The 15,654-nt window shown below is 36.8% G+C and carries 13 protein-coding genes; 12 read left to right on the top strand and 1 reads right to left on the bottom strand.

Annotation, left to right across the window (positions count from 1 at the left end):
• The 12 genes from ACM0OY_RS36380 to rfbD form a co-directional block, all read left to right on the top strand.
• Positions 1-2,180 (top strand): glycosyltransferase (locus tag ACM0OY_RS36380; protein WP_414573592.1); only part of this gene is annotated, 2,180 nt, incomplete at its 5' end.
• Between the two features lie 321 nt (positions 2,181-2,501).
• Entirely contained in the window at positions 2,502-3,278 is a 777-nt protein-coding gene (locus tag ACM0OY_RS36385) for a DUF1698 domain-containing protein (RefSeq protein ID WP_414571492.1), read from the top strand.
• Between the two features lie 133 nt (positions 3,279-3,411).
• Complete coding sequence (locus ACM0OY_RS36390; protein WP_414571491.1) at positions 3,412-5,163, top strand: hypothetical protein; 1,752 nt, start codon at positions 3,412-3,414, stop codon at positions 5,161-5,163.
• Positions 5,164-5,228: 65 nt separating this feature from the next.
• Positions 5,229-6,527 carry a glycosyltransferase gene (locus ACM0OY_RS36395; RefSeq protein WP_414571490.1) on the top strand — a complete coding sequence of 433 codons (1,299 nt, stop codon included), beginning with the start codon at positions 5,229-5,231 and terminating at the stop codon, positions 6,525-6,527.
• Complete coding sequence (locus ACM0OY_RS36400; RefSeq protein WP_414571489.1) at positions 6,520-7,587, top strand: NAD-dependent epimerase/dehydratase family protein; 1,068 nt, start codon at positions 6,520-6,522, stop codon at positions 7,585-7,587. Before ACM0OY_RS36395 ends, ACM0OY_RS36400 begins: the two co-directional genes overlap by 8 nt.
• A 35-nt stretch (positions 7,588-7,622) precedes the next feature.
• The gene (locus tag ACM0OY_RS36405; RefSeq protein WP_414571488.1) at positions 7,623-8,693 is read left to right on the top strand and encodes an NAD-dependent epimerase/dehydratase family protein; all 1,071 of its coding nucleotides are present in this window, start codon (positions 7,623-7,625) and stop codon (positions 8,691-8,693) included.
• A 131-nt stretch (positions 8,694-8,824) separates the two neighbouring features.
• Positions 8,825-9,742 carry a glycosyltransferase family 2 protein gene (locus ACM0OY_RS36410; RefSeq protein WP_414571487.1) on the top strand — a complete coding sequence of 306 codons (918 nt, stop codon included), beginning with the start codon at positions 8,825-8,827 and terminating at the stop codon, positions 9,740-9,742.
• Positions 9,743-9,897: 155 nt separating this feature from the next.
• On the top strand, positions 9,898-10,746 hold the full coding sequence (locus tag ACM0OY_RS36415) for a glycosyltransferase (RefSeq protein WP_414571486.1): 849 nt from the start codon (positions 9,898-9,900) through the stop codon (positions 10,744-10,746).
• A gap of 79 nt (positions 10,747-10,825) precedes the next feature.
• Positions 10,826-11,893: a glycosyltransferase family 4 protein gene (locus ACM0OY_RS36420; protein ID WP_414571485.1), complete on the top strand. Its 1,068-nt coding sequence runs from the start codon at positions 10,826-10,828 to the stop codon at positions 11,891-11,893.
• A gap of 65 nt (positions 11,894-11,958) precedes the next feature.
• Positions 11,959-13,035 carry a glucose-1-phosphate thymidylyltransferase gene (locus ACM0OY_RS36425; RefSeq protein WP_414571484.1) on the top strand — a complete coding sequence of 359 codons (1,077 nt, stop codon included), beginning with the start codon at positions 11,959-11,961 and terminating at the stop codon, positions 13,033-13,035.
• A 43-nt stretch (positions 13,036-13,078) separates the two neighbouring features.
• On the top strand, positions 13,079-13,624 hold the full coding sequence (rfbC, locus tag ACM0OY_RS36430) for a dTDP-4-dehydrorhamnose 3,5-epimerase (protein ID WP_414571483.1): 546 nt from the start codon (positions 13,079-13,081) through the stop codon (positions 13,622-13,624).
• 83 nt (positions 13,625-13,707) lie between these two features.
• Entirely contained in the window at positions 13,708-14,622 is a 915-nt protein-coding gene (gene rfbD, locus ACM0OY_RS36435) for a dTDP-4-dehydrorhamnose reductase (RefSeq protein WP_414571482.1), read from the top strand.
• 100 nt (positions 14,623-14,722) lie between these two features.
• Here rfbD and ACM0OY_RS36440 read toward each other — a convergent pair.
• Positions 14,723-15,654 (bottom strand): choice-of-anchor D domain-containing protein (locus tag ACM0OY_RS36440; protein WP_414573593.1); only part of this gene is annotated, 932 nt, incomplete at its 5' end.

Below are 15,654 nucleotides of genomic sequence, written 5' to 3' on the forward strand. Positions count from 1 at the left end.
TGCAAGATACTCAAGCTCAATTAGAGCGATCGCAGTCTCAATTGCAAGATACTCAGACTCAATTAGAGCGATCGCAGTCTCAATTGCAAGATACTCAAGCTCAATTAGAGCGATCGCAGTCTCAATTGCAAGATACTCAAACTCAATTAGAGCGATCGCAGGGCACAATTATAGCGATGAATACTAGTAAATTTTGGCGGATGCGAAAAACATGGTTTAAATTTAGACATGCTGTGGGTTTACTGGACGATGAGAACTTGTTTGACAAAAGTTTATGGTTGAAATTCAGAGGCACTATAAGTTTAATAGACGAAGATAGTTCATTTCACATAACTTTTTTGTCAAAACTGAAAAACTTATGGTTTGTTTTCAGAACAAAGGGACTCCGTTACTGCTTGAACAAATTACGGGAAAAAATTTCTTCAAAATTAAAGTCTAATGATTCATCACTATCTACCATTGCACTACCAGATATTCCTCAAACTAATGATCTTAATTACCAGAAGTGGCTGAACCAAAACTACCCCACTCAGGTAGCCTTACAAAAGATGGTTGAAACGGCAAAATTATTAGCTTATAAGCCGACTATTAGTCTGATTATGCCTGTTTTCAATACTCCTGGGGGTTTTCTCCAAGCAGCTATTGAATCTGTATTGAATCAAGTTTATCCTTACTGGGAGTTATGTATTGCTGACGATTACTCTACAGATAATTATATTAGAGAAATTTTAGAGGACTACTCATCAAAAGATTCTCGGATAAAAGTTATTTTTAGAACTGAAAATGGTCATATTTCTCGTTGTTCTAACTCAGCGATAGAAATCGCAACAGGTGAATTTATTGCCTTACTAGATCACGATGATTTACTAACCCCAGATGCTTTGTATGAAACTGCTTTACTGCTCAATAAGCATCCAGAAGCAGATATGATTTATTCTGATGAAGATAAAATTGATGATAACGGTAAACTTCAAGATCCTTTCTTTAAACCAGATTGGTGTCCTGATTCTTTTTTGTCTCGGATGTATACCTGCCATTTAGGAGTCTATCGACGAGACTTAGTAAACGCTATTGGAGGTTTTAGGGTAGGGTATGAGGGAAGTCAAGACTATGATTTAGTTTTAAGATTAACGGAAAAAACTACAAAAATATTTCACATACCAAAAATATTATATCACTGGAGAATTCATCCCCAATCTGCGGCAAGTAAACCGGATCAAAAACCTTATGCTGTCATAGCAGCAGAGAAAGCATTAGTAGACGCCCTTGCTAGACGAGGAGAAGACGGGCAAGTTACACCGACTCGGAACTTTGCCGGTCATTACATTATTAGATACACAATAAAAGATTATCAACTTGTTAGCATTATCATCCCCACAAGAGATTTAGGCGATATTTTAGATCAATGCCTAACATCTATTTTTGAGAAGACAACTTACCCAAATTATGAAGTTATTCTCATAGATAACGGTAGTCAAGAAGAAAATACAGCTAATGTGATTTCTAAATGGGAACAAAAGGAATCCAGTAGGTTTCAATGCTACCGACTGGATATACCTTTTAACTATTCCCGGATTAATAATTATGCAGTTAATCAGGCTAAAGGAGATTATTTACTGTTTTTAAATAATGATATTGAAGTAATTACTCCTGACTGGATAGATGCAATGGTTGAACAAGCTCAAAGACCTTCTATTGGTGCTGTCGGAGCCTTGCTATTATATCCAGATAACACAATTCAACATGCTGGTGTAATTATGGGTATTGGAGGAGTTGCTGGTCATAGTCATAAATATTATCAAGCCGATTGTCCAGGATACTTCGCTCAAATCCTAACCGTAAATAATTATTCGGCTGTAACAGCAGCTTGTTTAATGTGTAGACGAGAAACTTTTGAAGCTATAGGAGGTTTTGAAGAGGAACTTGCAGTTGCATTTAATGATATTGACCTGTGTTTAAAGATTGTTGAGAAAGGTTACAGAAATATCTACTTACCACACGTCTTACTTTATCATCATGAATCTAAGAGCCGAGGTTATGAAGATACACCTGCAAAGCAAGCTAGATTTATTAAAGAAATAATGTATATGCAGAGTAAATGGAAAGAATTTATGGAACACGATCCTTGTTATAGTCCGAACTTAAGTAGGCAAGTTGAAGACTTTAGTATAAGCGTATAGATTTTTAAATTTAAGATTTTATTATCTTAGGAGTAATCTATATATGGCTTCGCTATTAGAAAATTTTCTCTATAGATTAAGGGATATAATAGATAAAAACGAACTACAACTTCAGGTAGAAACTTTGAAATTGAATTGCTTCAGAAAAATGGAATATAATTTATTGCTATTTTGAGAAAAGCTGCATAAAGGTTTTATCTACTATTAAATAAAGATTTAAAAATATCTGTAATATCAGATTACGCTATCAATGGTTGATATTAATCTTAAATCTGCTAAGTTGCTAACTTTATAAACATTAACAAAATCCTTAATAAAATTATGAGCATATTAGATCAATACATAAAGTCTGCGCCCAGTCCCCAAAACGCACTCGATATTTTTCAAAGTGAGTGGTCATCAAAATTACCTGCTCCACTAGCGGCTTTGAAAGCAGGTTCGATTCCATTGTTTGAAGATGCAAGGATTGATTGGGCCTGCACTAAACTAGGCGGGATTAAAGGTAAAACTGTGCTGGAGTTGGGACCATTGGAAGCAGGACATACTTATATGTTGGAGTGCTTAGAGGCAGCATCAATTTTATCAATAGAAGCTAATAGTCGTGCTTATTTAAAGTGTTTAATTATCAAAGAGATTTTAGAACTGAAAAAGACACGTTTTTTGTATGGCGACTTTGTAGAATATTTGCGAAACACTCAGAATAAATTTGATGTATGCATAGCTAGCGGTGTACTATATCATATGAAAAACCCAGCCGAATTGATTGGGCTAATAGCTAATTGTACAGATCAAATATTTATTTGGACGCATTATTATGACAAAAATATAATTTCAGCTAATCCTAACCTGAGACATAAATTTGTAGGTAGTTCTCAAACTAATTATGATGGCTTTAAGCACACTCTTTATCGTCAAGAATATGAAAAAGCCCTGGAATGGTCAGGTTTCTGTGGTGGTAATGCAAGCAATAGTTATTGGATGAGCCGCGATGATATACTAGCTTGCCTCAAATACTTTGGTTTGAAAAACATTGAAATTAGTTTTGATGCTCCAGACCATCCGAATGGACCGAGTTTTGCTTTAACGGCTGTTCGTTAGTATAAGTTTAAGTCGATCTGCTCTATGACCATCCTCCGGAAGCATCCCAGACATCCTCATCATCCAACCGGAAATATCGGTGAAGATCGCAGATTCTTAGCTGAATTCTACAATCAAAATTCGCCGAAAAAATATGTACAATAAACCTCTTTCATCCCCAAAAGCAAAGTTGGTTTTAGCAGTTTCATATTCCCTACCAGTAGTTCTACTTTTCTGGTTTGTCGCCACCTTCAGTGTAAACGTACCCTTTGGCGATGATTGGGCATTAGTAAATTTTTTTGCAAACATTCATAGTGGTACTGCAAACTTCAGAGATTTTTTTTCTCAGCACAACGAGCATCGCATACTTTTTCCAAGGATAATATTTGCAGTACTTGCATTTTCTTCCAAGTGGAACATTAAACTAGAAACTTACTTTATTTTTTTATTGGCTTTAGTAAATTTTGCAATTTTATATAAGATTGCAGCCTGTAATTGGAATGAAGGTAATCAAGTATTATTTAATTTATTTAATATTACAATTTGTATTGCACATTTTTCTTTAAATCAGTATGAAAATTTGCTATGGGGATTTCAAATAGCTTGGCTATTTATAAATACCTGCTTAATATTAGCAATTTTCATTCTTACCGTACCTAAAAACTTACTTCCAAATATCAGATTATTACTTGCATCTCTATGTTGTTTTATTGCTAGCTTCTCATCAGCTCATGGATTACTATCTTGGGTTGCAATACTCCCATCAGTATACTTCCTTGAAGGGATAGATAAGCAGAAAAAAATCAGGATTTTGTTATGGATGGGGCTTTTTGCTTTTTGTGTTGCTATCTATTCTATTGGTTATGAAAAACCTTCTCATCATCCTACTATACTCTTTATTTTTCAGAAGCCATTAATTGCATCAAAATATTTCTTAACTTTGATAGGCTTCTCATTATTTAAAAATACTCTTCCTCCTGTACTTACTGGTTTAATAATATTATTAATTTTTTCCTTTTTTAATATATTAGCTTTTACTAATCAGCAATCAAAATTTGTCAATAAAGCAGCACCTTGGTTATCATTGGGTTGGTTTGCCATTTTGTTTGCATCAATGACTACTGTTGGTAGAGCGGGTTTTGGTGTTGAGCAAGCTACTTCATCTAGATACGTAAGTGTTTCGATATTATTAGTTATATCCTGCTTACAATTGTGTGGATTATGGATTTTATACAAATGGCAAGAACCACCTAAAAAAATATATATATTCTCAGTATTCTGCCTAAGCTTTGTAATAAGCCTTTCTATTTATAGCTCAACTAATAGCATTGCAGAAGGTCAAAATATATCGCTACAAAGGAAGGCTGGTCAAAATTGTTTAGAAATTATACATTATATAGATAAATCTATAAATAATTCACCTAGCAACTGTTTAAATTTTATTTTTCCCGATCAAGTTTTGATACGACAACTCAGCCCAGTTCTTCAAAAATTAGAGTTTAGACATTTTCCTCAAAATATCACTTTTATAACTAAAGCTGATAAAGTTCATGGTTACATTGATGTACCCCCAACAACAAAACAACCATTAAATATACGCAGTAGTGATACTTTAAAGCTGTTGGGCTGGGCTATTCTTCCTGAACCTCAAGAACAGCCACCCATAGTTTTACTATCCTATGGCAATAGTCAATCATTTTTTGCCACTGGGCTTGTACATTTAAACAGACCTGATGTAGCTACAGCTTTAAACTCAAGTCTCTACAATACATCGGGTTGGGAAGCAAATATTTCTCTAAAATCTATACCAGCAGGTGAAACTGTAATTAAAGCTTGGGTTTATGATCAAAAACGTCAACAGTTCATAAAGTTGAATGGTGAACCAAAGATAAAAGTGGTGGAATAAAAAATAATTTAGTTTAGAAACTGTTGTATTTATGATTGGGAATAGAAAAGGAGTTATAGAGTCAAATGATCAAAAAAATATTTAAGCCAAAAATACTAAAGTTTCTGCTAGGTGGTGGTTTAGCAGCAGCACTAAACTTAGCATTGATTTATTTAATAATTGAAAAGCTAGGATTCAATACAGCTTTTTTACGTAATATCGCCAATGCAGTATCAATTGAAATCTCCTTAATATTTAGTTTTTTTATATACCGAAGTTGGGTTTGGACTGGCGGCGTTTGGAATCTTAGAGAAGTATTTTTACGACAACTTCCTCTTTACCATGTTTCTGCGGGTGCAGCAGTTATTACTCGTATTTTCTTGATTTTTCCGATTTTAGATTGGTTGAAAGTTAACTATGGTATCAATACTATAATAGGCGCACTTGTGAGTGCATCGATTAATTATTTAATTAGCGATCGCTTTGTATTTAAAACCCCAACACAAAAAATCTCAGCTACATATTATCCAGAATCATTGGCTCCAGCTCTATCAGGAAATTCTAGTTTCAGGAAAGATGAGCCAATAACGATAGATACTTCAAAATCTGTCAAGACTTTATCAATAGTAATTCCAGCCTACAACGAAGAAGATTGCATAGTTCAAACTGTTCACACTATTAGCACAGTTTTAGAACAAGAAAAAATAGATTACGAAATTTTAGTTGTTAACGACAACAGCAAAGATAACACAGAAGAATTATTACAACAGATAAATTCGGAAAATATTAAGCTGCGTTACGTCAATAATTATTATCCTAACGGCTTTGGGTTTGCAGTTCGCTGTGGGTTAGAAAATTTTACGGGAGATGCTGTAGCGGTAGTTATGGCAGATAGTTCAGATGCACCAGAAGACATGGTATCTTACTACCATACACTGCAAGAAGGGTACGATTGTGTTTTTGGTTCCCGCTTCATTAAAGGAGGTAGAGTTATCGACTATCCGATCCACAAATTAATTGTTAATCGCTTAGCTAACTTATTTATTAAAATTTTATTTGGCTTAAAATTTAATGACACTACCAATGCATTTAAAATTTATCGCAAAGAGGTTATTGATGGTATCTCCCCATTAGTATCTCATCATTTTAACTTAACTGTAGAAATGCCACTCAAAGCCATAGTAAGAGGGTATTCTTATAAAACTATTCCCATTACTTGGAGAAATAGAACCACAGGAGTTTCTAAGTTAAAACTAAAAGAAATGGGGAGCCGATATTTGTTTATAGTCCTCTACATCTGGCTAGAAAAACATTTATCGCGTGGAGATTATCATCTAAGCAAAAATAAACTGGTAGCAAATCAAAGGTTTAAATCCAATGGCTGAGAAGATTCTGATTTTAGGAGGGGCTGGTTTTGTTGGCAGTTCTTTAGCAATTAATCTAAAAAAGCATCATTCTCACTGGAAAATTATATGTTTTGATAATCTGCGGAGACGTGGTTCAGAATTAAATCTTCCTAGATTCAAAAATTTGGGAATTGACTTTATTCATGGTGACATTCGTTCTTCTAGCGATTTAGATCCTGGAATCTTTGATGCCGATACTATTATTGATTGTTCTGCTGAACCTTCAGTACTTGCAGGATTTGCTTCTCCACAATACGTCCTGCAAACAAATTTAATAGGTACTATCAATGTTCTGGAATTAGCTAGACAAATTCAAGCTCGTTTGCTGTTTCTATCCACCAGTCGTGTTTATCCGATTGAAACACTTAAATCAATTAATTTAGTAGAACTACCAACCCGTTTTAGTATTGCTGTTGAACAAACAATACCTGGGGTATCTGATTTAGGTATTGCAGAGGAATTTCCACTTCAAAGTTACCGTTCTCTATATGGTACTACTAAACTTGCCTCAGAAATGCTCATCGAAGAGTATCGACAAGCTTATAATATTCAGGCAATAGTTAACCGTTGTGGCGTAATTACAGGGCCTTGGCAAATGGGTAAAGTTGACCAAGGTGTTTTTGTTTTGTGGTTAGCGGCACACTATTTTGAAAAATCTTTAAGTTATATAGGCTATGGCGGTACAGGTAAACAAGTTAGAGATTTATTGCATATTCAAGATTTGCTACGCCTCATTGATTACCAGTTAGAACATTTTTCGGAACTAGATGGAGATGTTTTAAATGTTGGTGGAGGTGTTGAGAATAGTCTATCGCTATTAGAGACTACTAGATTATGTGAGTCAATTAGTGGTAAATCTATTGCGATTAAATCAGAAGAAACAGCCAGACAAGGGGATATTCCCATTTATATTACGGATTCTTCCAAAATAATTTCTAAGACTGGATGGAAGCCAATGATGAATCCCGAACAAACTCTTAGAGATATTTATCACTGGATTCTTGAGTATGAAACAATTCTGAAACCCATTTTATCCTAAACTAGTGATTATACTATGACGTGATTGAAGATATTATGCCTACCGTTTTAATTACTGGTTCATCCGGTCTAATTGGTTCTGAATCGGTTCATTTTTTTGCCCAGAACGGTTTTCATGTTGTCGGTATCGATAATAATATGCGAGCAGTATTTTTTGGTGAATCTGCATCAACAGAGTGGAATCGTCGCATCTTAGAAGATAAATATGGTGATAGCTATCGTCATTATGATATTGATATCCGCGATCGCTCCGCAATCGAAAACCTATTTCAAGAATATTCCTCTGATATTTGTCTAATTATCCATACAGCAGCACAACCATCCCATGACTGGGCAGCAAAAGACCCTCATACAGATTTTACAGTTAATGCTAACGGTACTTTAGTATTACTAGAAGCAACTCGACAATATTGTCCGGATGCAACTTTTATATTTACTTCAACCAACAAAGTCTATGGCGACAGTCCCAACTATTTGCCCTTGGAGGAGTTAGAAACCCGTTGGGAAATCGAACCAAATCATCAATACAGAGAAGGTATTGATGAGTCAATGACAATTGACAACTCCAAACATTCTTTATTTGGTGCTTCTAAAGTTGCCGCAGATATTCTAGTTCAAGAATATGGTAGATACTTCGGCATGAGGACTGTTACCTTTAGAGGAGGTTGCTTAACTGGCCCTAACCATTCTGGCGCCCAGTTGCATGGTTTTCTAGCTTACTTAATGAAATGTACTATTACTGGTGATACTTACACCATATTTGGCTATCAAGGTAAACAAGTTAGAGATAATATACACAGTTACGATCTGGTCAATGCTTTTTATCATTTTTATCAAAATCCCAGATGTGGCGAAGTCTATAATATGGGAGGTTCTCGACATAGTAATTGCTCTATGTTAGAAGCAATATCAATTTGCGAAGACATCGTAGGTAAAAAGCTGCAATATACTTATACAGAAGAAAATCGCTCTGGCGATCATATCTGGTACATTTCAGATGTGAGAAAGTTCCGTTCTCACTATCCAACATGGGAATACAAGTATAATCTTCAACAAATATTAGAAGAAATGTATAATGCCCAAACATCTAGAAATATTCGTTATTAAGGATTAAGGAAGGCTATTTTAAAAGTATCTCGATATTAATTGGTGTTAGTTTATCTTAATACATGAGCCTGAAGATTAGAGTATTAAGATATAAAAACCGTAAATAGACTTCTTACATAACATCTAAATCAATGACAGCAAAAGTAGCAGCTTATATAACCCTCTATAAAGATAAACAAGCTGCCATTGAGTGTCTGCAAGCCATTAAATCTCAATCTATACCAATAGATAGTATTTTTGTCGTAGATAATTCCACTCAAGAATTACTAGAACTCAATAGTACATCGATTTTGATACATCATTATCCAGAAAATATTGGCATTGGTGAAGGTTTGGTACTTGGGCTGGAATGGGCAATAAAGGAAGGTTATGATTTTTTATGGGCTTTTGACCAAGACAGTTTACCGACTAAGAATTGTTTGGAAATTTTGTTAGAATTTTATCATAAGTTGTCCCTAGAGGGTGATGACAAAATTGGGATTATTGCTCCTACTGCGATTGATTGCAAAACTGAGGAAATTGTACAGGGAGCCGTTTTTGTAGGAGACCAGTTTAGAGGTTGCAAACACAATAAGAATGTTGATTTTTATGAGTGCGATTCCCCTATAACTTCTGGTTCTTTAATTTCCATTGCTGCTGCTAAAACTGTTGGTTTTCCTCGGGCAGAATTATTTATCGATGGAATTGACCTCGACTACGGTTTGAGATTACGACAACAGGGATTTCGTAATCTGATAATTACTAAAGCTATTATGTACCATAACTTTGGTAATCCAGTTAAAGTAAAATTTTTTCAGCGAGAAATCATCGTTCACAAATATTCTGCTCTACGTAACTATTACATTAATCGAAATCACACTTATTTAGAAACTCGCCACGCTCAAGGCTTGTATCGACTAACCAGTTGTGGTCAGCGCTTAAAATATTTACTCCGCAGGATAGTTACAATTTTGCTGTATGACCCTGAAGAAAAAATCCTAAAAATATGGGCTTCCTTGCTGGGAACATTTCATGGCTTTCAAGGAAAGCTTGGTAAAACTTGGTTGTAAAATGGACTCGAGATAGGGGATTTTCAAGCGAAAATTTACCTCAAAAAGCTTATTTACTAACTTTTACCTAATCCAAAATCTCAAATTAAAAATTCAAAATGGTATAATTATTTATTAAGCCAGATTAACTGATATTAAAAGTTTATATAAGCATAGTGATTTATTTTTTAACTGTTAATTATTACTCTACAAATTTAATTTTAAAATTAATTAATTCAATACATAAAACAAGTGACGTTGGCTACAAAGTAATTATTATCAATAACTCACCAGACGATCGCTCTATTGATAATCTCAAAACAGATTCTGTATTAATTTTTAATGCTGGGGCTAATTTAGGTTTTGGTTGTGCTTGTAATTTAGGCTTAAAATGGATTTATATTCAAGACCCCCAAGCCTATGTTTGGATAATCAATCCAGATGCTTATTTGACAGAAAATACTTTAGATAAAGTTCAGCCTTTTTTTGAGTTACACCCAGAAATCTCAATTCTTGGTACATTTATCTGTACTCCGAAAGGCGAAGTTTGGTTTGCTGGGGGTCGATTTATTCCTAAAACTGGTGCAATTATTACCGAAAAAAAAGTAACAAATATAGATGCTGAGTATGTTAATTGTGATTGGATTTCTGGCTGTAGTTTAATTCTTAATTTTAAAAATTTTACTGATTGCCCTTATTTTGATTCTGATTACTTTCTTTATTATGAAGATGTAGACTTTTGTTTACGCTATGCTAATCAAGGACATATAATTGCCATAAATAATAATTTTTTAGTAATGCATGAAGGCTCATCTATTACTAATAGAAATATTTTTAAAAAATTTAGAAATGGTACGTATGGTTATCTATTAACAATGGATAAGCATACAAATAAATTTATTTTTAAAATTAAATTAATTTTTCAGATTTTCAAGTCAATATTAGTAATATTACTAAAGCCACAAGCTGGATTAGGAAAATTTTATGGTATATGGGATTATGTAATAAAAAAGCAAAATAAATAATTTGGTTGTATCATTTTTTTTGAGCAAATTGAAATATTTCCTTTCTACTAACTAATTTTTTAAGTTTTTATGCTGGAAAATGACATTGTTAATTAATCTCTCATTTTTGCTAAATCGACCCACAGGTATCAGTACCTACGCTCTAAATTTGTTGCCTCACTTACAACAACTTTATCCCACACTCTTAGTTCCACAAAATATCTCTGGTTATAACTGCTATCCAGTTCCCGCTAACTTAACCCCAGAACAAGGGGTAAAAGGTCATTTTAAACGCCTTGTTTGGACGCAATTTGAATTACCGCAAATTTATAAAAAGCTAAAATCCCAGATTTTATTTTCCTTGCTACCAGAAGCACCTATTTATACTAACTGCCGTTTTGTCGTGATGGTTCACGATTTTATCCCGTTGCGTTTTCCTAAAAGCTTTTCACCGCTGACATCCTATCACCGCTACTACATTCCTCAAGTCATCAACCAAGCACAACACATTGTCTGTAACTCCCAGGCTACAGCTAAGGACATCACCGATTTTTATCAGATTCCAGACAGCAAAATTACCCCCATCCCCCTTGCCCACGATCGCACTCACTTCCGTTTTCTCGATCTTCCCACCCGTAACTACTTTCTCTACATTGGACGCCAAAATACTTATAAAAACTTACACGGACTTATTGCTGCCTTCGCCGCGCTACCCAATAACAGCGACTATGAACTTTGGTTAGCAGGACCAAGCGATCGCCGTTACACCCCAACTTTAACAGCCCAAGTTGCACAACTCGGCATCACTAATCAAGTCAAATTCCTGGACTATGTTCCTTACACCGAATTGCCAAAAATTATCAATGAAGCCATCGCCCTTGTCTTCCCCAGCCTCTGGGAAGGTTTTGGTTTACCCGTCCTGGAAGCAATGGCTTGCGGTACCCCGGTAATTACCTCAAATCTCTCTTCCCTACCAGAAGTAGGTGGAGACGCGGCGATTCTCATCGATCCCTACAACAGCAGAGAAATTACAGAGGCAATGGAAGCGATCGCCACTGATTCGGCATTGCGATCGCGCCTTTCCAACCAGGGAATCATTCACTCCCAACAATTCAGTTGGCAAAAAACGGGGCAAGCAACTGCCGAAGTCTTATCCCGCTACGTGTAGAATAATACCGTTGAGTAGAGGACGCGGGGACGCGGAGAATAACAAATGACAAATAAAAAATCCTTATGAAAGCACTAATCCTCTCTGGTGGTAAAGGTACACGTCTGCGTCCTCTCACCTACAGCGGAGCAAAACAACTCGTACCAGTTGCTAACAAACCTGTTTTATGGTATGGCATTGAAGAAATGGTTGCTGCTGGTATTACTGATATTGGCATCATCATCAGCCCGGAAACTGGCGCAGAAGTCCAAGCAAAAACCGGAGATGGAGAATACTTTGCAGCCAAGATTACCTACATATTACAAGACCAGCCAGCCGGACTTGCTCACGCCGTTCAAATCGCCCGTCCGTTTTTAGGAGATTCTCCCTTTGTCATGTACTTGGGCGATAACCTAATTCAATTAGGCGACTTAAGATACTTTCTGCAACAATTTAGCCAACAACAGCCTGATGCTTTAATTCTCTTACGTCCTGTTGCCAATCCTACTGCCTTTGGTGTGGCTGAGGTCGATGATACAGGAAGGGTATTGCAGTTAATTGAAAAACCCAAAGTCCCTCCTTCAAATCTGGCATTGGTAGGAGTTTATTTTTTTTCTCACATTATCTTTGATGCGATCGCTAATATCCAACCTTCCACTAGAGGCGAACTCGAAATTACTGATGCTATTCAATACCTAATTAATCAGCAAAAGCAGGTTGTTGCACACAAACTCCAAGGTTGGTGGTTAGATACAGGTAAAAAAGATGACTTATTAGAAGCGAATCGTTTAGTTCTCGACACTTATTTAACACCATCAATTCTCGGCGAAGTCGATGCCCAAAGTCAGATTATTGGGCGAGTTAAAATCGGTGCAAAATCTCGAGTCATTAATTGTACAATTCGTGGCCCAGTAATCATTGGTAACAATTGTCATTTAGAAAACTGCTTTATTGGCCCCTATAGTAGCGTTGCTAACAATGCCACACTAATTGATACAGATTTAGAACACAGTGTGATTTTAGAAGGTGCTAAAATTGCCGGAATCCATCAACGCATTATCGATAGTGTCATAGGACAACGCGCACAATTGACTCTTGCACCGCGTCGCCCAAAAGCTTTACGATTTCTAATTGGCGATGACTGTCAAATTGAACTCACATAACTTACTTGTTAAAACTGCGGCAAATTACTCACAATAATATTTAATGAGCATTACACAAACCAAAATTCCCGAAGTTATACAACTCGAACCCAAAGTATTTGCAGACGATCGCGGTTTCTTCTTTGAAGCCTATAACCACGAAAAATTTACTCAAGAAACTGGTATTGCTGCGAATTTCGTCCAAGATAACCACTCTTGTTCTAAGCAAAACGTCTTGCGTGGATTGCATTACCAAATCCAACAACCCCAAGGTAAACTCGTTCGTGTAATTGCTGGCAGTATCTTTGACGTAGCTGTAGATATTAGAAAAAGTTCGCCCACGTTTGGTAAATGGGTGGGTTATGAACTCAGTGCCGAGAATAAACGCTCACTTTGGATACCAGTAGGCTTTGCTCACGGGTTTCTTGTGCTTTCAGAAAAAGCTGAAGTTCTGTATAAAACTACAGATTACTACGCACCCCAAGGCGATCGCACAATTATCTGGAACGATCCAGATTTAGCTATAGATTGGCCTTTAAATGGTTCACCGATTTTATCAGCTAAAGACGAAGCTGGTAAATCTTTGAAAACTGCCGAAATCTATGATTAAATACTCTCAAGAAACGTAGGGAGTGGGGAGATGGGGAGATGAGGGGACATGGAGAATTACTAATGACTAATGACTAATGACTAATGGCTAAATCAATTCTGCTCATTGGTAGCAACGGTCAAGTAGGTCAAGAATTACAACAAATTCTTCCATCCTACGGCGATGTTATCTCAGTAGCACGCCCAACAGTAGACCTTACCGAGCCTGATACCCTCCGTAGCGTTATCAGAACAAAGCAACCGCAAATCATCATTAACGCCGCTGCTTATACCGCCGTAGACAAAGCTGAAAGTGAATCGGAACAAGCTTGGGCTATTAATACTACTGCACCTTTAATTCTCGCCGAAGAAACCCAAAAATTGGGAGCTTTTCTAATTCATATTTCCACTGATTACGTTTTTGATGGCAATGGGTGTCGCCCATATCAGGAAACCGATGCCACTAACCCCTTGAGTGTCTATGGAAAAACCAAACTCGCAGGAGAACAAGCAATTCAAGAGAATTGCACCCATCACCTCATCCTCCGCACAGCTTGGGTTTATGGAAACTTTGGCAAAAGTAACTTTGTCAAAACCATGTTACGACTCGGTGCAGAACGCTCAGAACTGCGTATCGTCGCCGATCAAATTGGTAGCCCGACTTGGGCAAAAGATATAGCCGCAGTCATAGGCGAAACGATTCCCCATTTGAGCTTAGATATTGCAGGCACATATCACTACACAAATAGCGGCGTTGCTAGCTGGTATGACTTTGCCATTGCCATCTTTGAAGAAGCCCAACAACTAGGATTTCCTCTGAAAGTTGAAAATATCGTCCCCATTACAACCCCTGAATATCCCACACCCGCCTGTCGCCCTGCCTATTCCGTACTTGCTTGTGGCAAAATTTCCGCACTTCTAGGAAAATATCCCCCCCATTGGCGACAAAGACTTAGGGCGTGTCATCAATTAGGTAAACTGGAATCAGAACTGCTGAACAAGAGTAAAAAACAGGTGTAGGGAACCTGATAAAAGAATTTAGTTGCTCAATACTAAATCTTTTTACTCTAGTTATTACCCTACACCTGGTTTGAAGAAACTTAGTTATCAAAAAACAGAACTAAATATTGATAAAAGTCGTAGAAGGCTGAGCCAAGAGTATACTTGCACTGGTATTATCCAACTTCGCCAACACTTGATTGTCAGAACTATTTAGAATAAAGGCTTGACTTCCTTGTTGCTGTATCAACAATTGACCAAACTGAAGACCACCAGAGAGAGCAATCTTGTCTTTACCTAGTTCAAAGTCAAGAATCGAGTCAGTACCCTCACCTAAAGCCAACACAAAATTATCATAACCAGAACCCCCTGTCAGTGTATCGTTACCTTTACCGCTGTAAAGCCAGTCATTGCCTGCATTTCCGTAAAGTTTGTCATCACTAATACCACCAAATATGGTATCGTTGCCATTATTACCGGAAAGATAGTCATTTCCACTATCGCCGTAGAGTAGGTCATCACCATCACTTCCCCAAAGAGTATCATTTCCATCACCTCCGAAAAGTTGGTCATTTTTGAGATTACCTACGATTGTGTCGTTACCCGCAAAGCCATAAATCTTGTTGGCTGGGGCATTGCCTTGTAAAAACTCAGAACGGTCAGTGCCATTGAGAACTGGAATTTCAGGAATGGGAGTGGGTTTAACTATGCCAGTAATGGCAAAGTCAAACGGGCTTTCATTACTGTCGTTATTACCTAAACTGAAGCTGCCGCTATAGGTGCCTGGTGTAGTAGTGTTGAGTGCCACCGTGATGGTGGTGGAAGCATTAGCAGCCACACTGGTGGGGAGAGTTCCAATTAAACTAAAGCCGTCGGGAAGCTCAAGATTACTTAAGTTGAGTGCAGCTGTGCCGATGTTCTGAATGGTGAAGGTTTCACTCAGGGTTTTACCAACAGTAGTGTTGCCAAAGTCAATAGTACTCTTACCATCTGCAATATCAACTGTGCCATTGAGAACTTGAATTTCTGGAGTGGGAGCAGGTTTGACTGTAC

The organism is Nostoc sp. CCY 9925 (assembly GCF_963920935.1).
GTDB lineage: Bacteria > Cyanobacteriota > Cyanobacteriia > Cyanobacteriales > Nostocaceae > Nostoc.